This window comes from Desulforhopalus vacuolatus, assembly GCF_016918505.1.
In the GTDB taxonomy this organism is placed as follows: Bacteria; Desulfobacterota; Desulfobulbia; order Desulfobulbales; family Desulfocapsaceae; genus Desulforhopalus; species Desulforhopalus vacuolatus.
The window spans coordinates 1-23,281 of sequence record NZ_JAFFPZ010000031.1 but is presented as its reverse complement, the minus strand read 5'-3'; the positions used below and the strand labels follow the sequence as shown (position 1 = coordinate 23,281).

The following is a 23,281-nucleotide window of genomic DNA, read 5'->3' as shown; positions in this document are numbered from 1 at the left end:
GTTCTCAAATGCTTTTGCCTTTTTCCGTGTTTTCCGTGGTAAAAAACTGTCTTTTGCCCTATTCGCCTTATTCGAGCTTTCCTTTGGCAAAAAAAATCTGTTGTCCTGTCTTTTGCCTTTCCCGTCCTTTTAGCTTTTCTTCGTGTTCCTTCGCGTCCTTCGCGATAAAAATTGTCTTTTGCCCTATTCGTATTATTCGAGCTTTTATTCGTTGGCAAAAAAATCTGTTGTCCTGTCTTTTGCTTTTCCCGTCCTTTTAGCTTTTCTTCGCGTTCCTTCGCGTCCTTCGCGGTAAAAAATCGTTTTTCCGCTTTCCCCCCTCTCCATGAACAAAAAAACATGAACAATATCATGAAGATACTCAAAAATAACTCCCCCCTGCGCCGCGCATTCCGGCCCAGTTTCAAAGTTTTACAACTATCTCGAAGGTTGTTTCTCCCGGCTTGTGCTTGCTCATTTCGGTGAAAAGGTTTATGCTACGTAATTTTTATCAGCACAGCCGCATTAACGGTCTGTGCTGTTTCTCTTTTCTTCCTGCCTGCAATCGTACGCTTAAGTGCAAAACAACGGACAAAAAATGGACCAAAGCAAAATTCGCAACGTAGCAATTATTGCTCACGTTGACCATGGCAAAACTACCCTCGTCGATCAACTCTTCAAACAATCCGGTATGTTCCGAGACAATGAAGCGGTGGCTGAGCGTCTCATGGACTCCATGGATCTTGAGAAGGAGCGCGGGATCACGATTACCTCGAAAAATGGTTCCTATAAATATAAAGACTATTTAATAAATATTATTGATACCCCGGGCCATGCTGACTTTGGCGGTCAGGTGGAGCGGGTTCTGCGCATGGCTGATGGCGCACTGCTGCTGGTTGATGCCCAGGAAGGACCGATGCCCCAGACCTATTTCGTCTTGAAAAAGGCCCTGGCCAATCACCTGCCGGTCATTGTGGTAATCAATAAAATCGATAAACCCGCCGCCCGCTGTGACTGGGTTGTGGACCAGGTTTTCGATCTCTTCGTTAAACTCGACGCCCCGGACGAGATTCTTGACTTCCCCATTGTTTATGCCTCGGCGAAAAACGGCTATTCGCTGTTTGACCCCACTGATGAAGTTGTGAACGGCGGAGACATGGAGGCGATTTCCTCTATGATCGTTGATCATATTCCGGCACCGGTTGGAGATCCGAACAAGTCTCTGCAGATGCAGGTCAATACCATTGACTACTCTCCCTACCTTGGACGTCTCGGCATTGGCAAGGTGGTCAACGGTACCATGAAGATCAACCAGCCGATCGCGGTCTGCCGTCGCGACGGTTCCATTGAGCCGGTGCGTATCACCAAGCTCTATCGCTTCGAATCTGACCAGAAGGTGGCTATTGAAGAGGCACATGTCGGGGAGATTGTTGCTGTGGCCGGGCTGGACGATGTTACCGTTGGTGTCACTTTCACCAATACTGACAATCCGACGCCGCTGCCGCTGGTTGACATCGATCCACCGACCATCTCCATGAACTTCGTGCCCAACGATTCACCGTTTGCCGGTAAAGAGGGCAAGTTTGTTACCTCCCGTCATATCGGGGATCGCCTTGACCGGGAGATTCTCGCTGACGTGGCTCTGCAGGTTGAGCCCCTCACCGACTGTGTTGGGTTCCGGGTAAGTGGTCGCGGCGAGCTGCATCTCTCCATCTTGATTGAGAAGATGCGGCGCGAAGGATATGAATTTCAGGTCACCCGGCCTCAGGTTATCATGCACGAAGAGAACGGGAAGCAACTCGAACCGTATGAGCGCCTGACTGTTGATGTGGACGAACTGTATCAGGGTGCGGTTATTGAGAAACTCGGTCGTCTGAAAGGACAGATGGAGGAGATGTCGAGCAGCAACGGCATGGCCCGTCTGGTCTTCGTTATCCCCACCCGTGGCCTGCTCGGATACCGCTCACAGTTCATGACGGATACCAAGGGTATGGGCATGATGTCCTATATCTTCGAGGAGTATGGTCCCCATGCCGGGGATATCGTCAACCGGGTGAACGGGGTGCTGATCGTCAAGGAACCCTGTACCTCAGTGGCCTATGCGCTCTTTAACCTGCAGAGTCGCGGTAAACTCTTTATCCTCCCCGGGGCACCACTCTATGCCGGACAGATTATTGGCGAACATGCCCGTTCCACGGATCTTGTCGTCAACCCGGCTAAAGGGAAAAAACTCACGAACATGCGGGCTTCCGGAACAGATGAAGCGGTTATCCTGACTCCGCCGGAAGAGATGTCCCTTGAGGACTGCATCGCCTATATCAACGACGATGAACTGGTTGAAGTAACACCTCTGTCTATCCGACTGCGCAAGCGTGCTGGCGGAAAGATTTAAGGGAGAAAAAGAAGGGAGACGGGAGAAGGGAGACAGGAGACAGGAGACGGGAAAAAGCAGGGTACCCTTATGATGTTCGTTGTGGGATGAGACGCCTGTTGTGCTAAAGCGTTTCTTGTAAAAGACGGAACGACAAAAGATTTTTTTGCCAAAGGAAAGCTCGAATAATACGAAAAAGGCTTTTTATAGAGAGAAGCTTTCGTGTGTTTAGCGTGTTTCGCTGGCTACCCGGTCTATGTCTTTCCGGCTTTTGCTTTTTCCCTTCTCCTGTCTCCCGTCTCCTGCCTCCCTTCTTTTGTCTCCCTTTATTCAAAGTTCCCAAGAGAATAACATGGAAAAAATACTAAGTATTGTACTGGCGGTGGCCGCAGCCTTCGCCTGTGGCATATTCTTAAAGAAGAAGTTTGCCAGCTGCACACCATGAATGATAATGTACGGCTCCGCAGGTGCGGGGATTCTGGTCCTCTGGCTGATGTATAAATTTTTTGGCAGCAGTCAGTAATATCATTAGTGAAAAATCAGCACGGCAGTGGTTCCGGCAATGGTGTGGCCTTTTGTAGAGACAAGGCATGCCTTGTCTAACAACATTGGCCTTGACGGCCACGGCGGAATTGACGGAATTGGTAATTATCGCGGATGCAAGGGGTAGATTGCATTACCCTGGTGGGAAATCGGTACGGCAGCGGTTCCGATAATGTTGTGGCCTTTTGTAGAGACAAGGTATGCCACAAGGTATGCCTTGTCTACACGCTGACGGTAGCCATACGGTAACAGCACCACCGTAACGGAATACGAAATTACCACCACAGAATAAAAACAGCGAGATTGCATCACCCCCGGTGAAAAATCAGCACGGCAGTGGTTCCGGCAATGGTTTTTTGTAGAGACAAGGCATGCCTTGTCTAACAACATTGGCCCTGGCAGCCACGACAGAATTGACGGAATTGGTAATTATCGCGGATGCAAGGGGTGGATTGCATTACCCTGGTGAAAAATCAGCACGACGGTGGTTTCAGCAATGTTGTGCTTGTAGACAAGGCATGCCTTGTCTCTACGGTGGTGTGGCAACTGTCGCGATAATCATCACCGGAAACCCGCGAAATAATACAACGCCATGTTTTCACCACAGGATAACAACAGCGAGATTGCATCACCCTGGTGAAAAATCGGCACGGCGGTGGTTCCGGTAATGTTGTGCTTGTAGACAAGGCATGCCTTGTCTCTACGGTGGTGCGGCGACTGTCGCGGCAATGTGCCGGGATTATCATCATAATCCCGCCCAAAATCCCGGGTTGCCACTTTTTCAACGCGGCATGTATTCTGGAAGGGGGATGTCTTTGTAGAGACGCCCAATTTGGGCGTCTTCAGCACAACAGGCCTCTCATTCCACAACAAACATCATCAAAATATCCCTCATGTTCTGTTCCCCTGTTTCCCCCGTCCTTCCCGCTTTAATCAAATAAAATCTTTGTTCTCAAATGCTTTCTGATTTTCTTCGTGTCCTTCGCAGTAAAAAAATGTCTTTTGCCCTATTCGTATTATTCGAGCTGTTATTCGTTGGCAAAAAAATCTGTTGTCCCGTCTTGTGCCTTTCCCTGTCCTTCCCGCCTTCCTTCGCGTCCTTCGCGGTAAAAAATGTCTTTCGCTTTTCCCTTTCTCCCGTCTCCCGTCTCCTTTCTTCTACTTTCTAAACTGAAAATAATCCGTGAGAATCCGCCGGTGGTCAAAAGGGATCTCCTCCGGCAATGTGTCCTCGGTGAAAAAATCCAGATCAACGGCGTCATCAGCCGCGACTGGAATTCCCTCGGCGGTTGCGATGAAGACCGTGGTGACGGTGTGCATGCGCGGATCTCGATCGGGGGCGGAGTAAGTATGGAACTGCTGCAGACTGGTCAGTGTGACACTGCACTCTTCTTTCGCCTCCCGAGCGGCGGCCGTCTCAAAACTCTCCCCATAATCAACAAAACCGCCGGGAATAGCCCAGCCAAAGGGCGGATTCTTCCGCTTGACGAGGATAATCTTCCCCTCTCTCTCAATGATGATATCCACAGTGGGAATGGGATTGCGGTAGACGGTTATTTCGTGATTGCAGTACGGGCATTTCATGGTTGTTCCTCCTTTATGACATGGTAAAAAAACATTTTTGTAACCACGAATGGACACGAATTTTCACTAATATCAACTACATTTTTTACCGCGAAGAAAAGTAAAAGCGAAAAGACTTTTTGCCAACGAATAACTGCTCGAATAAGGCGAATAAGGGCAAAAAGCATTTGAAAACAAATATTTTTTAATTTAAAACGGGAAAGGCGAAAAGCGGTAAGGCAATTTTGGCGATTACGAATACCAGGGGATAAACAGGAGGTAAAATTGCTCTCATTGTAGAAATATCCCTTGTGCTGGAGACGCCCAAATTGGTCGTCTCTACAAAAACCTCCCGCCTCCTGTCTCCTTTCTCCCGTCTCCTGTCTCCCTTTCTTTTAACCCGTCTCCCTTTATTCCCCCCAACGTATCAAACGGTTAATCTCCTTCCAATCCTTCACCATCTTGAGGTTATGCCGGCCGTGATTCCACGGGCGGTCAAAGACGATGGAATCGATACCTTCTCCAGCAAGAGTTTCACAGGTCTCGGCACGGTCATCAACGAAGTAGCGGAGATCGAACTCGTGAATATGACGCAGTTTATCGTCATGGCTGCCGGAACCGATCAGGCGGAAGGCATCAATATCCACCGAGGCGGGCAGGTTATTTTCCAGCCAGGTACCTACGGAGCCAGTTTTCTGACGGGCGGTAATAATGGTGGGGTGGCTCTGCTGCGCCAGTTTTGTCAGGATCTCTACTGCTCCGCTGACCGGAGGCACGCGGCTTGAGTCGTGTTCAAGGCTGGAAAAAATATCCATCACCAGCTCCGAGGGGATGTTGAGGCATTGGGTGATGTCAAATTTGTAGATATCCTCCAGGGAGTAGCCGCAATAATTGTACTCTTCGCAGACAATTTTCAGGAAGGTTCCAGCTGTATCGGCAATAACGCAGTCGAAGTCAAAACCGATTTCGAGGGGCGATATTGAGGGGGGCATTTTCATCTTGTGTCCATATTGAGGGAGGATTTTAAAAAAGGGAGACGGGAGACGGGAGACGGGAGAAGGGAGACGGGAAAAAGCAAAAGACGGAACGACAACAGATTTTTTGCCAACGAATAACAGCTCGAATAAGGCGAATAAAGACATTTTAGACAAAAGCATAACTTCTTAAAAAGCTATGAAAAAGACAAAGAATTTTACCGCGAAGAACGCGAAGGACGCGAAGAGTAAAGACAGACCAACAACAGCAATTCCCTGTTGAGTTTAAAAAATCTTTTTCTTAAAGGTTTTTGCCTTTTTCCGTGTTTTCCGTGTTTTCCGTGGTAAAAAATTGTCTTTTGCCCTATTCGTATTATTCGAGCTGTTATTCGTTGGCAAAAAAATCTGTTGTCCTGTCTTTTGCCTTTCCCTGTCCTTCCCGTTTTAATTCAAAAAATCTTTGTTTTTAAATGCTTTTGCGTTCCTTCGCGGTCTTAGCGTTCTTCGCGGTAAAAAATTGTCTTCCCGTCTTTTGCTTTCCACAGATTTTCGGGTATGATAGACCATTTTGGCAGAGGCAAAAACTTCTTTTTATACTAATTTTTTACACTAATAAAGGTACTGTTATGGAAAAATCGAAAAATCCTGAGCGTGGTCTCCTTGAAACTGAAAACGCCAGCGGTGTCGCACTGTTGCCCCTGGTACTCTTCCTTCTTTTATTTCTCGGCACCGGGATATGGCTCACACGAAGCGGCATCGATATGGCCTTCTACCAGCTTTCGGCCGCTGTAGCAATACTCCCCGCGATCATCATCTCCATCTTTCTCGGCAAAGACACCCTCAATAAAAAGATATCCGTTTTTCTCGGCGGAGTGGGGAATATCAATATAATCACGATGTGCATGATTTACCTCCTCGCCGGTGCGTTCGCCTCGGTGGCAAAATCGATCGGCGGAGTAGACGCCACAGTGAACATGGGGCTTGCCTTCATCCCTCCCTCCTATATCCTGCCGGGACTGTTCATCATTACCGCCTTTGTGGCCACCGCCATGGGGACCTCCATGGGCACCATCGCCGCTATTGCTCCCATTGCTGCAGGAATAGCCGAACAGACAGGAATGTCTACCCCGATGCTGATGGGCACCGTCCTCGGCGGGGCGATGTTCGGAGACAACCTGTCGATGATCTCTGATACCACCATTGCCGCCACCCGCACCCAGGGGTGTGAATTAAGCGACAAGTTCCGTATGAACCTGCTCATTGCCGCACCAGCGGCACTGGTGACGATCGGACTGCTCCTTGCCTTTGGCGGCGGCGCACCCGATCCACAGGCCGGAGACTGGGAGTTTCTGCGGATTATCCCCTATCTTCTCATCCTCGGAATGGCTATTGCCGGAGTGAATGTTTTTGTCGTGCTGACTGTGGGGATTCTGCTCTGTGGCGGGGTGGGTTTCATTTGCCTTGATGGATATTCCCTGCTGATATATTCCAGCGATATCTATAGAGGCTTCACCAACATGCAGGAGATCTTTATCCTGTCGATGATGATTGGTGGTCTTGGCGAGCTGATCCGGTCTCAGGGCGGTCTGCAGTGGATGCTTGAGAAGGTAAATGCTCTCTCCAAAAAGCTGGCCCGTGGAAATCGTCGGCTTGGAGGTGAATTTGGTATCTCCGGGCTGGTTGCCCTGGCGAATGTCTGTACCGCCAACAATACCGTGGCTATCATTATCAGCAGCAGGCTGGCCCGTGAAATTGCCACAGAGAGTGGCGTTGACCCGAAGCGGTCCGCCAGTCTTCTCGATATCTTCTCCTGTATTGTCCAGGGTCTTGTCCCTTATGCGGCACAGGTTTTACTGGCGGGGTCAATTGCAGGAATTTCACCCGTAGAGGTGTCACTCAACAACTGGTATTGTGTTGTTCTCCTCTTCGTTTCTGTAGGCGCCGTGTTTGCCGGCTGGCCAAAGGGAAATTGGAGAAAGGAGAGGGGATAAGGGAGAAAGGAGAAAGGAGAAAGGAGACGGGAGACGGGAGAAAGGCAAAAAAATGAAAGAATTAGAGCCCTGAAAGAAGCTTGTTGTAAGACAAGGCATGCCTTGTCTTACAACATAGTCCCCGCCAGCCACAGCGAAATTGACGGAATTGATAATTATCGCGGATACAGGGCAGGGTTGGGGTTGCAACACCCCTGATGAAAAATCAGCACAACGGTGATTCCGCCAATGACGTAGTCTTTTGTAGAGACAAGGTATGCCTTGTCTAACAACATCGCCCTTGCCAGCCACAGCGAAATTGACGGAATCGATAATTATCGCGAATACAGGACAGGGTTGCGGTCGCACCACCCTGATAAAAAATCAGCACAACGGTAATTCCCGCAATGATGTGGTCCTTTGTAGAGACAAGGTATGCCTTGTCTAACAACATAGCCCCCGCCAGCCACAGAGAAATTAACGGAATTGATGATTATCGCGAATACGGGGCAGGGTTGCGGTTGCACCACCCTGATAAAAAATCAGCACAACGATGATTCCCGCAATGACGTAGTCTTTTGTAGAGACAAGGTATGCCTTGTCTAACAACATCGCCCTTGGCGGCTACAGCGAAATTGACGGAATTGATAATTATCGCGAATACGGGGCAGGGTTGCGGTCGCACCACCCCTGATGAAAAATCAACACAACGGTGATTCCGCCAATGTTGTGCTGTAGACAAGGCATACCTTGTCTCTACGGGTGGTGCGACAACCGTAGCGATAACCATTCCCGGAAAACCGCAAAATAATGCAACGCCATGTTTTATCACCACGGGGGAACAACCGCGCGGTCGCACCACCCCTGATAAAAAATCAGCACAACGGTAATTCCGCCAATGTTGTGCTGTAGACAAGGCATGCCTTGTCTCTACGGTGGTGCGACAACCGTAGCGACAATAACAACCGTAATTACAATACCAACTGTTATAATCTCGCCCAAAATCCCAGATCCCCATTTTTTCAACGCGGCATATATTGAAGGATGTCTTTGTAGAGACGCCCAATTTGGGCGTCTCCAGCACAACAGGCGTCTCACACCACAACGAACGCCATCAAGATACCCCTCAAATTTCGTCACCCGTCCTTCCCGTCCTTCCCGCTTCAATTAAAAAAAATCTTTGTCCTTAAATCTTTTCTGCCTTTATTCGCCCTATTCGAGTCTTTATTCGTTGGCAAAAAAATCTGTTGTCCTGTCTTGTGCTTTTCCCTGTCCTTCCCGCCTTCCTTCGTGTTCTTCGCGTCCTTCGCGGTAAAAATTACCTTACCGCTTTTCGCCGTTCCCTTTCTCCCGTCTCCCGTCTCCTGTCTCCTTTTATTCAACCGGTGTCACACTGGCATTCTCAACAATCGCATCATATCTATAACCAGCACCAAAATCCTTATCAGCAGCAAGAACACCCTCAACAACAACCTCCATACCGGTTGTTACGGTATCAGCAGTGGTGACAACAAGGTCATGATGGTTCTTCATGACATCACCCGTTCCATCCTGAATATGAACCCAGTTCCGTCCCATGATCTGGGGACTTACCTTCCTCACGATGCCGCGAACAACAACATCCTTGCCATCCAGCTTTGCCGCGTTCGTAAAAATATCCCCAACGGTGCTGGCATTACTGCCCGTCGCTTTTTGCACACTGAGTCTCTCAAAGGGGACAATTGCTGCAACGCTGCCGCCTGAGGTGGTTGCGGTCATTACTACCGGGGTGGTGGCAGGAGCTGGTGCCTTGTTCTCAGCCTCTACGGCTGCCTCAAAGGAACTGGCCGCTGCAGGGGCTTTTGTTGCCTCAGCACTCTTATGAAAGGTTCCCTGGGGGGACGTGGCGGCATCACTGACAATCCCGGCGCTGAAGATGACCTCATCAAAGGTTCGGTTCAGGGTATTGCTCTTGAAATTCTTCATGACCATTCCCTCGTGGAATTTCACCTCAGAACCTTTTTCCACGACACTTTCAGGGATGGCAACCCATTCCGTGCGGCCGTCCTTTTCGGCGACATTCATGTAGGTGTATCCGCCGGAGTTCATCGTCTCAAGCACTGTCCCGGTAACGACTGCATTACTGCCGCCAGCGTTCCCGGCATCGGGCATGGCCAACGCATTCAGAGGCTGGAGAGAGAGGGCGAACAGGGCTGCAGCACAGAAAAAAGTCCGTTTTTTCATGATAATATCCTGAGTGTAAAGGGTGCATGAGCAGGAGGTAAACGCAGAAAATGCGTGATCCCGTGATGTCTTACATCTCCCGCAATATATCGGGGAAACATCCATGAAAAATAAGAAGAGGACGCAGAGAGGTCAAGCTTGAAGGCGTATTCAAATGTGCAGCGAAGAGATGGGGGAGCGGTAATGGTCGCCATTTCAGTTACGATTGCCATCGCCGTTGCGGTTGTCGCTTTCGTAGAGACAAGGCATGCCTTGTCTACACAAAAGCCGCTTGTATTCCGTGCATATTCAAGGTTTCCATCTTAAGATAATTTCAAAGAACGCGAAGGAAGGCAAAAACCTTTGAGAACAAATATTTTTTGAATTAAACAGGGAATTGCTGTTGTATCTTTATGCTTTGCGCTCTTCGTGTCCTTCGCGGTGAAATTCTTTGTCTTTATTCGCATGTTTCGAGCCTTTATTCGTTGGCAAAAAGTCTTTTCGCTGTTCTGTTTTTTATACCAATTACATTTTTTACTGATCGGAGAACACGACTGCGTGGACATCTTTTTTAGCGATTACGAATGAGTAATAATTCGTGTTTATTCGTGTCCATTCGTGGTTCCTTTTGTTTCTGCCTTTCTTCGCGTTCTTCGCGTTCTTCGCGTTCTTCGCGGTAAAAAAGCAGTTGTCCCTCCCTTTCTCTTCGCGGTGAAAAAAATGAATTCAACTCCTGCCACCGAAAAAACAGAAACACCAGCCTGGGAATATGTCTCCGTTGCCAGCTATAAACCACCGAGCGCACCAGTTACCTACAGTGCCAGAAAACGCTATGCATCTCTTCGCGGCCTGTTTCAGCGGGACAGGTCGGAGACGGATCTGCCCCTGATAACTGCAGAGAACTTGCTGTCACTGCCGCATTTTCAACTGGATCGTCTTGCCCCGGTTCCTGACTGGCAGAGTTCCGCAGAGACGCTGAGAAGTGAACTTAACGAGTGGCTGCATCAGGAAAATCCTCTTCCACCGGTACTTGTCATCGCCGGGCCACCTCACAGCGGGAATATCGAGACTCTGAAGGCGTGGGCGGAGATGTACTCCTGGCGGACTTTAGCGGGACCTTCTCCAGAACAGATCCTTGCCGGAGATACCAGCTGGCTCTCTGCTCAGAGTGAGGGGGATGGCCCATGGGTCCTCCCAAATCTGGAAAACCTGTATCTCCGGCATGTGGATGGCTTAAAACTGATACGCCACTTTCTTGATCTTGCCTGCGCAGGGAAAATTGGTCGAGGGATCATTGGTTGTGACAGCTGGGCCTGGGCTTTTCTCTCTCACCTGTGGCATGGTCGAACACCTGCCACGCTGACCCTTCAGGCCTTTGATGAATCCCGGCTGACAGCACACTTTCAGCCATCCAGCGATGTATCTCAGAGCAATCCCTTTCTTTTTCGTTTATCTGATAACGGGTATTACGTTCTCTCTCCACCAGTAGAAAACGAAAAAACATCCAGGCAGAGTAATTTTCTGCACATACTGGCGGCGCACAGCCGAGGTATTTTGGGTGTTTCCCGGGCCATCTGGCGAGCCAGTATGCAGACTGAACCAGATGAAAAAATGTCAGAAAAGGATGAGAACAAAGAGGGCGATATCCCTCACCAGACTGTCTGGATTATCCCCTGGAACCAGCTCAAGCTTCCCGTACTTCCCGCCAGCGCTGGTCGTGATGTGGCTTTTGTCCTGCACACACTGCTCCTTCATAACGGTTTGCCTCTTGATATCCTCAAGCTGCTGCTCTCGCCAGACCAGGTACTGGAGAATATCTACTGGCTGGAAGAGGAGGGGCTGGTGGAGCAAAATGACAGCGTCTGGCAGGTTACCGCTCAGGGATATCCGGCTGCACGCCAGTTTCTTGAGAGTAACGGGTATCTGGTTGATCAATTTTAGGGGAAAAAGGGAGACAGGAGACGGGAGACAGGAGACGGGAAAAAGCAAAGGCGGGAGACGGGAGGTCTTTGTAGAGACGACCAATTTGGGCGTCTCCAGCACAACCGATATTTCTACAATGAGATCAATTTTACATCCTGTTTATCCATTTGTAATCGCCCAAATTGCCTTACCGCTTTTCGCCTTTCCCGTCCTTCCCGTTTTAAATTTAAAAATCTTTGTTCTCAAATGCTTTTTGCCTTTATTCGCCTTATTCGAGCAGTTATTCGTTGGCAAAAAGTCTTTTCGCTTTTACCTGCCTTAGCATTATTCGTGGTAAAAAATGTAGTTGATATTAGTGAAAATTAGTGTCCATTCGTGGTTACAAACCCCGTCCTTCCCGTTTTAGTTTCAATGAATTCTTTGTTCTCAAATGCTTTTTTGCCTTTCTTCGCGTTCCTTAGCGTCCTTCGCGGTAAAAATTGTCTTACCGCTTTTACCTTCCTTAGCATTATTCGCAGTAAAAAATGTAATTAGGAGAAAACATGAACAGTCTGACTGAAAATTCCGAGTTACTGCAAGCCCTGCGCGATGTGAATTTCCTTCAGGTCGGCCTGATTGCATGCAGCGCCTGGCTGTTGATCAGCCTCAGTTCCAGGTTCCTGGCCTGGGTGGCCAACAGGGTCTCCGGCCGTTTTCGTTTCTATGTCCTCTCTTCAATACCAGTGCTGCGACTGATTATTATCATGATGGCACTGGTGTTGACCATCACCTCGGTGATTGAGCCAACCATTGAAAATTTAATGGTTCTCTTCGGGGTCTTTGGGCTTGGTCTGGGGTTTGCCTTCAAAGACTATGCGAGTAGTCTGATTGCCGGGGTCGTCACCCTTTACGAAGCTCCTTATCGTCCTGGCGACTGGATTGAAATCAACGGGGCATACGGGGAAGTAAAGGCTATCAACATGCGGAGCGCAGAGATTGTCACCCCTGATGATACGGTTGTCATTATTCCCCATCTGAAAATGTGGGACCAGCAAATTTTTAATGGGAATGACGGGAGCCAGAACCTGCAATGCATTGCCGATTTCTATCTTCACCCTCGCCACGATGCAATACAGATGAAGAAAATTCTTTTTGATGTGGCGTTGACAAGCGCTTTTTTACAGATCAAAAAACCCGTAAACGTCATTATCTCGGAAAAACCATGGGGAACCCATTACCGCCTCAAGGCCTACCCGATTGAACCCCGCCAACAGTTCAATTTTGTGACCGATTTGACCATCCGTGGCAAAGCGGCTTTAAATCGCCTCGGGGTAGAATATGCTGCAATCCCTCCTCTCCCGAGAGATGATTTTTAAAGGGAATGCTGGATTCAAAGGCAGGGGAGGGAAAGAGGGAGAAAGGAGACGGGAGACGGGAGACAGGAAAAAGCAAAGGCGGGAGGCGGGAGGCAGGAGACGGGAAAAAGCAAAGACGGGAGACGGGAGAAAGGAGACAGGAGGCAGGAGGTCTTTGTAGAGACGACCAATTTGGGCGTCTCCAGCACAACCGATATCTTTACAATGAGATCAATTTTACATCCTGTTTATCCATTCGTAATTGCCAAAAAAAATCTGTCGTACCGGCTTTTACCTTTCCCATCCCGCTTTAGTTTCAATCAACTCTTTATTCTCAAATGCTTTTTGCCTTCCTTCGCCTTTCTTAGCGTCCTTCGCGGTAAAAAACCGTCTTACCGCTTTTCGCTTTTCCCTGTCTCCCTTCTCCCGTCTCCCAGCCTTTAGCCTTTCCCGCCCTTGCTTTTTCCCTTCTCCTGTCTCCCGTCTCCCGTCTCCTCATTCCCAACATACCAGGCCATAGCCTCTTCCAAACCCTCCCCAATCCGAAAAGCCGGAGCATATCCAAGCAAAGTCTTGGCCTTAGAAATATCAGCCAAAGAATGGCGCACGTCACCAGCACGAAAATCGCGATAATTAGGTGTGGCATCAACCAGATGAGGAAACTGCACCGCCAGATTCACACGCAAAGCTTCATACAACTGGTTAAGTGTAGTGCGATCACCGACAGCAACATTATACACCTGATTGACTGCTTCCGGATTTTCCGAGGTAGCGGCCAACACGTTCATCTGTGCGGTGTTGTCAATATAGCAAAAGTCACGACTGGTTTCGCCATCACCGTTGATATAGACCGGTTCGTCTTTGATGAGCGAGGATATCCATTTGGGGATCACGGCAGCATAAGCACCATCGGGATCCTGGCGACGACCGAAAATATTGAAATAGCGCAGGCCGATAGTTTTGAAACCGTAGGTGCGGGCAAAGACGTCGGCGTAGAGTTCATTCACCAGCTTGGTAACAGCATACGGTGAAAGTGGCTTGCCAATCTTGTCTTCCACCTTGGGCAGATCGGGGTGATCACCATAGGTGGAGCTGCTTGCGGCATAGACGAAGCGCTTGACCTTCGCATCACGGGCCGCGACCAGCATGTTGAGAAAGCCAGCGATGTTGTTGGTGTTGGTGGTAATCGGGTCTTCGATACTGCGCGGCACAGGCCGAGCGCGGCCTCGTGGAGAACGTAATCGACTGCACTGCTTCCCCCTTGAGAGGAATTTACCGCACGGCGACAGTCTTCCAGATTGCAGATATCTCCCTCGATAAACTGAAATCCAGCCCATTGCTCTGCAGATACAAGTGTCTGTACTTCGTCAAGATTATGCTGATATCCTGTGGCAAAATTATCAAGACCAGTCACCCGCTGATTAAGCTTGAGCAGAGTCTCAAGCAGATTACTGCCGATAAATCCAGCCACTCCGGTGATGAGCCATGTCCTCGGCTTGGCTCGCAGTTCTTCCTGTACTTCCTGATAACGTGTCATCTCTTATCCTCAAATGTTTTTGCCTTTCTTCGTGTCCTTCGCGGTAAAAGATGTAATTGATATTCGTAATCGCCCAAAATTGCCTTACCGCTTTTCGCCTTTCCCGTCCTTCCCGCTTTAAATTAAAAATTCTTTGTTCTCAAATGCTTTTTGCCCTTATTCGCCTTATTCGAGCAGTTATTCGTTGGCAAAAAGTCTTTTCGCTTTTACCTGCCTTAGCATTCTTCGCGGTAAAAAATGTAGTTAATATTAGTGAAAATTAGTGTCCATTCGTGGTTACAAACCCGTTCTTCCCGCTTTGGTTTCAATTTATTCTTAAATGCTTTTTGCCTTTCTTCGTGTTCTTTAGCGTTCTTCGCGGTAAAAAATTGCCTTACCGCTTTTCGCTTTCTCCCGTCTCCCAGCCTTTTTCCCTTTCCAAAACACAATCGCAATCCCGTACATCATATTCCGGCACAATCTCATGCAGCAGCGTCTTGATCTTTTTCACGTCATAGTCTTTGGCGATTTCAACAAGCCGAGCAAGCTGCATTTCCAGCTGTTCCCTGAAGCCCGGGGAAAGTACCCCGGCTGCCTCAGACTCGGGACGCAAAACCATAATGCTGTCATGAGTTGTGGAGACCACACCTTCGCCGTGGGTAATGAGCTCTTCATAAAGCTTTTCCCCTGGACGGACACCGGAGTATTCGATGCGGATATCCTTATCAGGCTCCTTGCCTGAAAGACGGATGAGATCCTTTGCCATCTCCGCGATCTTCACAGGAGTACCCATTTTTAAAATGAATATCTCTCCCCCCGTGCCCATGGTTCCCGCCTGCAGGATGAGCTGGCAGGCCTCAGGGATGGTCATGAAATATCGGGTCATTTCCGGATGGGTGACCGTGACCGGACCGCCATTACGGATCTGCTCCTTAAACAGTGGAATGACCGAACCCGACGAGCCAATCACATTACCGAAACGCACGGCCATGAAGCGGGTTGTGCTCTGGGGCTGGGACTGCAGGGTCAGCTCGACGATACGTTTGGTGGTTCCCATCACATTGGTAGGACGCACCGCCTTATCCGTGGAAATGAGGACAAATTGTTCCACCCCGTATTCAGCGGCCACATCCATGAGCACCTGCGAAGCCCAGACATTATTGAACACGCCTTCCCAGGGGTTGCATTCCACCATGGGCACGTGTTTGTAGGCTGCGGCATGAAAGATAACCTGAGGACTGTATATCTCCATGACTCTGCCAAGGAGCTTCCGGTCTTGAACCCGGCCGAGAATCGGAACATAGTGGCGAAATTTGAGGGTATGGTGGAGTTCCATCTGGATAGCGTAGAGATGACATTCGGAACGTTCCAGAATGATCAGACATTTGGGTTCAAACCGGACGATCTGGCGCACCAGTTCCGACCCGATGGAGCCTCCGCCCCCCGTTACCATGACGGTCTTCCCGGTAATAAGGGAGGAGATGGCCGCGTTCTCGAGATGGACAGACGGACGTCCCAGAAGATCCTCATAACTGACTTCGCGGAAATGATTGACGCTCACCTGCCCGTCCATAAGGGCCCCCATGGCAGGCAGGGTCTTGTGGGGGATCTGGATCTTTTCACAGAGCTCGACAACCCGGCGGAGTTCTTCCCCGGTGGCCGAAGGCATGGCAACGAGAATTTCCTCTACATCATGCTTGAGGACCACGGTTTCAAGATCCGTGATGGTACCGAGAATCCGGATTCCGTGCAGGGTTCGCTTCTGTTTGTCTGGATCGTCATCCAGAAACCCCGCTACTTCAAAGTTCAGCTGAGGGCTTTCAATGATTTCGCGCAGGATGCGTTCCCCCACATTCCCGGCACCAACAATGAGAATACGCTTGAGATCCTTGCGCCGGGTACGGTAGAGGGCAGGGGCCAGCAGACTGGATATTTGGAATTTTCCATGGGTAAGAAAATAGGAACGAATAGCAACGCGCACGCCCCCCGCAAGCAGAAAGGTTAACACCGCATCAATAATAAAAACAGACCGTGGGTATCCCGAAAATCGTGCATACCAGGAGAGCAGGGCAATGGCCAGAACCTCCGCCAAAACAACCGATCGAAAAAGCCGCCAGGAATCCCGGATGTCTGTATACCGCCACATCCCCCGATAGAGGCCTGATAGAGAAAAGAAAAATATCTTGCAGGGCACGAGAATGAGTAGGGAAATCCAGAAGAGATTCCAGTAGTGCGGATCAGGTGAAAAATCAAAACGCAGCAGATAGGCAAGGGTGAGGGACGCGGTGAAGATCAGAACGTCCGTGGTCAGCACTAAATAAAGATTACGATTTTTAAATTGTTTGAGCATTTTTTCTCGAAAGCGGTTGAAGGGCAGAAGTGATTGGAGGGCAAAAAAATTGCTTCACTGCAAAGAACACAAAGAAAGATAAAAACAGAGTAACCGATTGCAGTTATAGATTTTCCCTTTCTATATTTTAGCGCTCTTCGTGGTAAATGTCCTTCTCTCTTTTGTCCTTATTTTTTTCTCTCTTCAGCTTTTAACGCTATACCGTCGCGAGTTTCATTATATCTTCAACTATTTCGCATGCTTTCCCAACCTCGTCTTCCTTCAACGTTGGATGTACCAGAAACATCAGGCTCGTCTCCCCCAGTTCCTTCGCCACCGGCAATCTCCCGACCGGCCCATACCCCGCATCCGTAAATGCCTTTTCCCGATAAATCTCCGAGCAACTCCCGGAAAAACAAGGTACGCCCATGTTCATCACTTCATTCATGATCCGGTCTCTGTCCCATCCCTCCTTCAGCATGTCAGGCCGGACAAACACATAATATTTATAATACGAATGAAAAATCTCATCTCCCGGCAACGTCACACGTAACCCGGGCAGGTTTGTAAAACATTCCGTAAGCTTCGCAGCGTTTGCTCTGCGTTTGGCAACCCAGCCATCCAGTTTGCGCAGCTGTACCCGGCCGATGGCTGCCTGCATTTCTGTCATGCGCCAGTTGGTGCCGAAGGATTCGTGAAGCCAGCGGAATCCCGGAGCGTGGTCGCGTTCGTAGACTGCGTCCCAGCTCTTGCCGTGGTCCTTGAAGGCCCATGCCTTTTTCCAGAGTTTTTCATCATCCATCATCAGCATGCCGCCTTCACCACCTGTGGAGAGGATCTTGTCCTGGCAAAAGGAAAAGGCCGCAAGATCGCCGAAGGACCCCACAGGTTTGCCCTTGTACCGGGCCCCATGGGCCTGGGCACAGTCTTCAATGACGTAGATTCCCTTTTCTCTGGCCAGTTCCATGATAGAATCCATGTCACAGGGCCAGCCTGCCAGATGAACGCAGATGATCGCTTTGGTTCTGGGCGTGAGCACTGCACGGATGGTCTCAGCCGTTATGACCTGGGATACTGGATCAACATCCGCGATCACGGGAACAGCCCCGCGCATGACGACGGAACTTGCCGAGGCAATGAATGTCCGCGCCGTGGTGATGACTTCGTCGCCCGGGCCGATGTTCAGAGCGCACAGGGCAAGCTCGATGGCAAGACTGCCGTTTGCCAGGGCAATGGCATGACTGCGACCGGTGTAGGCGGCATATTCCTTTTCGAATTCCCGGCCTTCCTGCCCGGTCCAGTAGTTTACTTTACCAGAAAAAAGCGGTTTCATGGCCGCGTCACGTTCGTCGGCCTCGAATACGGGCCAGGGGGAGAATTTTGTGTTTAGCATGTTGCACCTTTTTCAATATTTGGAAATAGAGAGAGACAAAAAACGGGAGAAAGGAGGCGGGAAGCAGGAAGGACTGCTTTTCCGTTCTCCTTTCTTTTCCTGGCCAACCTCGGATTACAGACTTCAGACTTCGTCCTTTTCGTCTTGTCCTGTCTCCCGTCTCCCGTCTCCTGTCTCCTGTCTCCATTCTTTTAATCACTCGAGCAGGAGTCCCAACTGCAACCACATTGGCGGGTATGTCATTGATGACGGTTGCGCCTGCACCTATAATAGATCCTTCTCCGATTGAAACACCTTGTATAACCTGACTGCCGATGCCAATCCATGCTCCTTTGCCGATGGTCACATTCCCTGCAAGGTTTACTCCCGGGCAGACATGAGCAAAATCATAGATGGTGCAATCATGGTCAATCGTTGCACCTGTATTTATGATACAATGTTGATGAATCGTAACATCGGGCTGGATGACAGCGCCTGCAAAAACAACCGACCCCTGTTCAATGGTTGCCGAGGTATTTATCCAGGCGGAAGAGTGCACAATCGACATCCAGGCCCCTCCAGTGTATCGTCTGATAATTTTTTGTCGGATCTTTCCATCTCCAATACCAATAACAGCCTGGGGGTTGGCCAAGGTTGCAAATTCTTTTTGTCCGCCCAACACGGGAATTCCAAAAAATGTTGTTCCATGAATTTTGGAATTGTCGTCAAAAAAACCAGCGGGAGTGAAACCGGCAGAAATTATTGCGCTGGCGATCACTTTACCGTGACCACTGGCCCCAATGATATAAATCTTTGTCTTGTCCACAAATTATTCCCTGGAGCTCAAAATTCAGCCCATTCATATAATAACAATATCTCCCCCTCTACATGCTTCTGTCCCTTGTCTCCGTCCTCCAGACTTACCGTCCTCCTGTTTCCAAGCCTTTTCCTGTCTCCTGTCTCCCGTCTCCTGTCTCCTCGCTTTCCCTTCCTTCAAATTCCGTCATAGTCTCACACCCCCCCCCGGAAATCCCTTCTCTTTTAACAACCTTGATCATGGTCATCCACAAAATCTTGAGATCCAGCCAAAAACTCCGGTTATCTACATACCATACATCCAGCTTGAATTTCTCTTCCCAGGAAAGAGTATTGCGACCATTCACCTGTGCCCAGCCGGTAATTCCGGGACGCACTTCATGGCGTCTGGCCTGTTCCGGGGTGTAGCGATCCAGATACTGCATGAGTAACGGTCTGGGACCGACCAGGCTCATGTCGCCTTTTAAGACATTGAAGAGTTCGGGAAGTTCGTCCAGAGAGGTGGCGCGCAGAAATTTGCCCAAGGGGGTCAGGCGGTCACAGTCAGGGAGGAGGGTGCCGTCTTTGGAACATTCGCTGGTCATGGTGCGGAATTTATACATGTAAAATGGCGTGCCGTGCAGGCCGGGGCGTTTCTGTTTAAAAAAAACAGGGGAACCCATTTCTTTGCGCACAAGGTAGCAAAGAACGAACAAAATCGGGCTGATAAAAATCAGTCCGATAGCAGTAGATAGAAAATCAAATATACGTTTAATCATTTAATCCTTCTCCCTCCTTCAGACAAGATCCTTTCAAAAAATCGACTTATGAAAACAGTCTCAGAAACTTTTCAGTCCCAACATCCGAAGAAAGCCATTCTTTATAAAACGCATTTCCATTCATCCCCATTTTTTCCCTTTCTTTTTCATTCATGTGATAGAGGCTGGAAACAGCCTGTACCATAGATTGTGAATTTTCAGGTTCACAGACAAGCCCGGCATGTGCTTTCCGTACCAGATCAGCAGCATTTCCCTTGACTCCCATGATAATCGGAAGACCTGCCCACATGTACACCTGGGTTTTGGAAGGAATGGTAACCCAGAATAAAGGATCATCCTTGAGATGAACAAGCAGGACATCTGCCAGGGCAAAGACTTTTCCCATATCGGATATGGGTATTCTAGGGACAAAAACGACATTATCCAGATGCAGCATCTTTGCCTTTGATTTCAAACGAGCTACATCCACACCACCGCCCACGAGAACAAAGCGGACCTCAGGCATTTCCTTTGTGCATATTTGGGCTGCATTCAGGACCACATCCAGAGCCTGCATGATGCCGATGGTACCTGCAAAGACCACATTAAATGTATCTTCCAAGTGCAGTTCTCCTGCCAAACTCCGATCATTCTGTATTGAGGCAAGGGAGGTTTCATCGCACCAGTTGTAAATAACCTCGATACGCTCTTCTGGAATTCCCCGAGCAACCAGTTTCTGCTTAAAACCAGGAGAAAGCACTGCAATTTTGTCGGCTCGTCGATACGCCCACAGGCACCATCTATGGAGCAATTTCTGTAACAAAGCATTGCTTAACATGCCGGAAGAAGCCACGGACTCAGGCCATAGATCCTGGACATCATAAACAATCTTGCATCCGTATATTTTCTTGAGCAATGAGGCCGTACAGGCCAGAGTAATCAGATTAAACACATAAATTACATCCGGCTTGCGGACCACCCACGGGCCGATAAACAAGGTAGACAATGCAAAGCTCAAATAGTTAACAATTCTGCGAAAACCGGACTGATCGTGGCTCGGGTAAAGCGGGACTCTGTTAACCCGAATCCCCTCCATGTTCTCTCGCTGAAAAAAACGAAATCCATATCCGGGGTAGAGCTTACCTCCAGGATAATTCGGAAAACCGGTCAGAACCTCGACCTGATGACCCTGGGCCATAAGTTTTTTAGCAAAGGGTAATCCTTTAAAAAAGGGCTCGGGTTGAAACCATTGGCTTAAAAATAAAATACGCATTGACCTCAGCCCCTTATATCCCACGTTCCAACATCAAACCGATAGTCATCTTTTCCGGCATCCTCGATTCTGCCTGAAGAAAACACACCAAGCAGGGCGTCGGGAGTCAGCATTACGCTGGCGGTGGCATGGCCGGCGGGGACATGAAGTACTGCAGGTTTCAGCGAAGAGAGGATGTAGCGTTGGACCACTACATTTGTAGTTGGATGTTCCCAGTCATCCGGAGCGACCACGGAGATCAGCATGGTACCTGCCAGGGGGGTGAACCACTTGTCTTCTTTGCGGTGTCCAACCCATCCCCGGGGTTCGCCCACGGTATGGGCGCGGACTGTATAGAATCTGTCCACGTTCTTCAAATCAAAATCGTTCACAAAAGAAACCACGCCCCGCTGATCTACATGCAGGCCGCCTTCAATCCGTTGCACGTCCATATTTTTCACCCCTTGTGCCACACATAGCGGCGCACATAATCCGTATAGCTGAGAATGATCCGGACAACCTTGTCCGATACATTGGGCATGGAATAATCCGCAACCCTTGGCAGCAGCCGTTCTTCATTCCGAGGCTGAGATTCCAGGATGGCCAGAGCCTGCATGACTCTGTCTGGTTCAAGGCCGGTCATCATAACGGAGGCCTCTTCCATGCCTTCCGGCCGTTCGTGGGCATTGCGGATATTAAGGGCTGGGAAATTCAAAATAGAGCTTTCTTCAGTGATGGTCCCGCTGTCGGAGAGGGTTGCTTTGGCACGGATCTGCAGATGCACATACTCAAGAAAGCCCAGAGGTTTCATGAAGTGGATGAGACGGTTACTGGTTATTGGTGACTGGTTACTGGTGACGGCTGGTGACTGGTGACTGGTGATTGGTGACTGGTGACGGCTAGTGACTGGTGATTGGTGACTGCTAGTGATTGGTGGCTGGTGATTGGTGCTTTGAGAGTTGTTACCAGTTACCAGTAACTGATCACTAGTCACTTCTTCTAACTTCTTTCGAGTTCTTGGATGTGTGGAGACGATAATCGGCAGTTGATAGTAGTCGGCAATGGTATTCAGACAGGTGATGAATTTTTCGAACTGAGCCGGGTCATCAATGTTTTCTTCCCGGTGAGCACTGACCAGAAAATATTCTCCTGCAGTCAGACCGAGCCGTTCCAGTACATCCGACGCCTCGATCCCGGGCAGGTAGTGGTTCAGTACCTCAAACATGGGGCTTCCGGTTTTGATCACCCGATCCGGCAAAAGCCCTTCCCGGAGAAGATACTCCCGGGCGATATCGCTGTAGCACATATTGATATCACTGATATGATCCACAATGGCCCGGTTGATTTCTTCCGGCACCCGCTGGTCAAAACAGCGGTTCCCGGCTTCCATGTGGAACACAGGAATCTTCCGCCGCTTGGCCGGATACGCAGCCAGACAACTGTTGGTATCCCCAAGAATAAGCAATGCATCCGGCTGCACCTCTGCCAGAACCTCATCTACCTTGGAAATCACAGCACCCACAGTTGCACACGCACTGTTCCCCGGTTTGGCGCTTTCCAGAAAATAATCCGGCTTGCGGATACCCAGCTCATCAAAAAAAATCTGATTCAACTCATAATCATAATTCTGCCCGGTATGTACGATGATATGCTCAAAATACTCATCCATTTTGGCCATAACACGGGAAAGGCGGATGATTTCAGGCCGGGTGCCGACGACGGTTAGGACTTTTAGTTTGGTTATTGGTGACTGGTTATTGGTGACTGGTGATTGGTGATTGGTAACTGGTTGCTGGTTATTGGTAACTGGTGATTCGTTACTAGTTACATTCTTTTCATCATTCATTATATTCATCCTGAAATCGATTTGAGGAGGCCCTGAATCATTCGAGAAATAGTAGCCAATTCATTGATTAGCTGTTCTTTTTGTTCTTCTTTCGCATAACCCAGATTGCCGGAGATAATCAGCTGTGTTTCAAGTTCGGCACCGCTTGCCAAGGCAATGTAGAGAAACTGCTTGAATTCGTTTTTCCCCTTTCGAGTGGCTCCTTCAGCAATGTTGGATGGTATCGACACCGCAGAACGTCGAATTTGAGAAGTCAACCCATACAGTTCACTCTTAGGGAATGACTCTGTCATTTTGTATATACAGGTGACAAAATCAATAGACTTTTTCCAAACATCCAAATCTTTATGCGTTCGTACCATCCTTCTTCTCGGCAAATGTGTAACTGGTGACTAAAAACAAGTAACTGGTGACTTGTAATTAGTGACTAGGAGGCTGTCCGAGAACAACAAAAAAAGTACAGATAAAACCAACATCCTAACTTACAGATATTTTTTTTCTGCGGCATCGGAAGCATTTTCGGGAATATATGCATAAAAGGTTTAGAAAGAATT

At 49.1% G+C, this 23,281-nt stretch carries 19 protein-coding genes and 1 pseudogene; 4 read left to right on the top strand and 16 right to left on the bottom strand.

From position 1 onward, the window contains the following. Window positions 1-577 precede the first annotated feature (577 nt). A complete protein-coding gene (gene typA, locus JWG39_RS13855) occupies window positions 578-2,371 on the top strand; it encodes a translational GTPase TypA (protein ID WP_205220014.1) in 1,794 nt (597 codons plus the stop codon). 627 nt (window positions 2,372-2,998) lie between these two features. Here typA and JWG39_RS13850 read toward each other — a convergent pair. From JWG39_RS13850 to JWG39_RS13835, 4 genes are all read right to left on the bottom strand, one after another. Further along, window positions 2,999-3,283: a hypothetical protein gene (locus JWG39_RS13850; RefSeq protein WP_205220013.1), complete on the bottom strand. Its 285-nt coding sequence runs from the start codon at window positions 3,281-3,283 to the stop codon at window positions 2,999-3,001. A 171-nt stretch (window positions 3,284-3,454) separates the two neighbouring features. After that, window positions 3,455-3,742, bottom strand: a complete 288-nt coding sequence (locus JWG39_RS13845) for a hypothetical protein (protein WP_205220012.1) — start codon at window positions 3,740-3,742, stop codon at window positions 3,455-3,457. A gap of 309 nt (window positions 3,743-4,051) precedes the next feature. Continuing rightward, window positions 4,052-4,477 carry an NUDIX domain-containing protein gene (locus JWG39_RS13840; protein WP_205220011.1) on the bottom strand — a complete coding sequence of 142 codons (426 nt, stop codon included), beginning with the start codon at window positions 4,475-4,477 and terminating at the stop codon, window positions 4,052-4,054. A 389-nt stretch (window positions 4,478-4,866) separates the two neighbouring features. After that, window positions 4,867-5,454: a 5' nucleotidase, NT5C type gene (locus JWG39_RS13835; RefSeq protein ID WP_205220010.1), complete on the bottom strand. Its 588-nt coding sequence runs from the start codon at window positions 5,452-5,454 to the stop codon at window positions 4,867-4,869. 602 nt (window positions 5,455-6,056) lie between these two features. Here JWG39_RS13835 and JWG39_RS13830 point away from each other — a divergent pair. Further along, on the top strand, window positions 6,057-7,421 hold the full coding sequence (locus JWG39_RS13830) for a Na+/H+ antiporter NhaC family protein (RefSeq protein WP_205220009.1): 1,365 nt from the start codon (window positions 6,057-6,059) through the stop codon (window positions 7,419-7,421). A gap of 265 nt (window positions 7,422-7,686) precedes the next feature. Here JWG39_RS13830 and JWG39_RS13825 read toward each other — a convergent pair whose 3' ends face one another. From JWG39_RS13825 to JWG39_RS13820, 3 genes are all read right to left on the bottom strand, one after another. After that, window positions 7,687-7,854, bottom strand: a complete 168-nt coding sequence (locus JWG39_RS13825; protein ID WP_205220008.1) for a hypothetical protein — start codon at window positions 7,852-7,854, stop codon at window positions 7,687-7,689. Between the two features lie 23 nt (window positions 7,855-7,877). Then, entirely contained in the window at window positions 7,878-8,012 is a 135-nt protein-coding gene (locus JWG39_RS16860; protein WP_275889016.1) for a hypothetical protein, read from the bottom strand. A gap of 762 nt (window positions 8,013-8,774) precedes the next feature. Beyond that, on the bottom strand, window positions 8,775-9,623 hold the full coding sequence (locus JWG39_RS13820) for a DNA-binding protein (RefSeq protein WP_205220007.1): 849 nt from the start codon (window positions 9,621-9,623) through the stop codon (window positions 8,775-8,777). A 699-nt stretch (window positions 9,624-10,322) separates the two neighbouring features. Here JWG39_RS13820 and JWG39_RS13815 point away from each other — a divergent pair. Continuing rightward, the gene (locus tag JWG39_RS13815; RefSeq protein WP_205220006.1) at window positions 10,323-11,543 is read left to right on the top strand and encodes a hypothetical protein; all 1,221 of its coding nucleotides are present in this window, start codon (window positions 10,323-10,325) and stop codon (window positions 11,541-11,543) included. Between the two features lie 524 nt (window positions 11,544-12,067). Then, a complete protein-coding gene (locus JWG39_RS13810) occupies window positions 12,068-12,880 on the top strand; it encodes a mechanosensitive ion channel family protein (protein WP_205220005.1) in 813 nt (270 codons plus the stop codon). 419 nt (window positions 12,881-13,299) lie between these two features. Here the strand turns inward: JWG39_RS13810 and JWG39_RS13805 are convergent. From JWG39_RS13805 to JWG39_RS13765, 9 genes and pseudogenes are all read right to left on the bottom strand, one after another. Further along, window positions 13,300-14,396: pseudogene (locus JWG39_RS13805) on the bottom strand (NAD-dependent epimerase/dehydratase family protein). 373 nt (window positions 14,397-14,769) lie between these two features. Then, window positions 14,770-16,725 (bottom strand): nucleoside-diphosphate sugar epimerase/dehydratase, encoded by a 1,956-nt coding sequence (locus JWG39_RS13800; RefSeq protein WP_205220004.1) that lies wholly within the window; start codon window positions 16,723-16,725, stop codon window positions 14,770-14,772. A 196-nt stretch (window positions 16,726-16,921) separates the two neighbouring features. Further along, window positions 16,922-18,097 carry a DegT/DnrJ/EryC1/StrS family aminotransferase gene (locus JWG39_RS13795; protein ID WP_205220003.1) on the bottom strand — a complete coding sequence of 392 codons (1,176 nt, stop codon included), beginning with the start codon at window positions 18,095-18,097 and terminating at the stop codon, window positions 16,922-16,924. Beyond that, window positions 18,045-18,902 (bottom strand): acetyltransferase, encoded by an 858-nt coding sequence (locus JWG39_RS13790; RefSeq protein ID WP_205220002.1) that lies wholly within the window; start codon window positions 18,900-18,902, stop codon window positions 18,045-18,047. Before JWG39_RS13790 ends, JWG39_RS13795 begins: the two co-directional genes overlap by 53 nt. A 94-nt stretch (window positions 18,903-18,996) precedes the next feature. Next, on the bottom strand, window positions 18,997-19,650 hold the full coding sequence (locus JWG39_RS13785) for a sugar transferase (protein ID WP_205220001.1): 654 nt from the start codon (window positions 19,648-19,650) through the stop codon (window positions 18,997-18,999). 46 nt (window positions 19,651-19,696) lie between these two features. Then, on the bottom strand, window positions 19,697-20,902 hold the full coding sequence (locus tag JWG39_RS13780) for a glycosyltransferase family 4 protein (protein ID WP_205220000.1): 1,206 nt from the start codon (window positions 20,900-20,902) through the stop codon (window positions 19,697-19,699). 5 nt (window positions 20,903-20,907) lie between these two features. Continuing rightward, a complete protein-coding gene (locus JWG39_RS13775; protein ID WP_205219999.1) occupies window positions 20,908-21,333 on the bottom strand; it encodes a cupin domain-containing protein in 426 nt (141 codons plus the stop codon). 5 nt (window positions 21,334-21,338) lie between these two features. Continuing rightward, complete coding sequence (locus tag JWG39_RS16590; protein ID WP_369130636.1) at window positions 21,339-22,625, bottom strand: UDP-N-acetyl glucosamine 2-epimerase; 1,287 nt, start codon at window positions 22,623-22,625, stop codon at window positions 21,339-21,341. 107 nt (window positions 22,626-22,732) lie between these two features. Then, on the bottom strand, window positions 22,733-23,089 hold the full coding sequence (locus tag JWG39_RS13765) for a four helix bundle protein (protein ID WP_205219998.1): 357 nt from the start codon (window positions 23,087-23,089) through the stop codon (window positions 22,733-22,735). Between the last annotated feature and the right edge of the window lie 192 nt (window positions 23,090-23,281).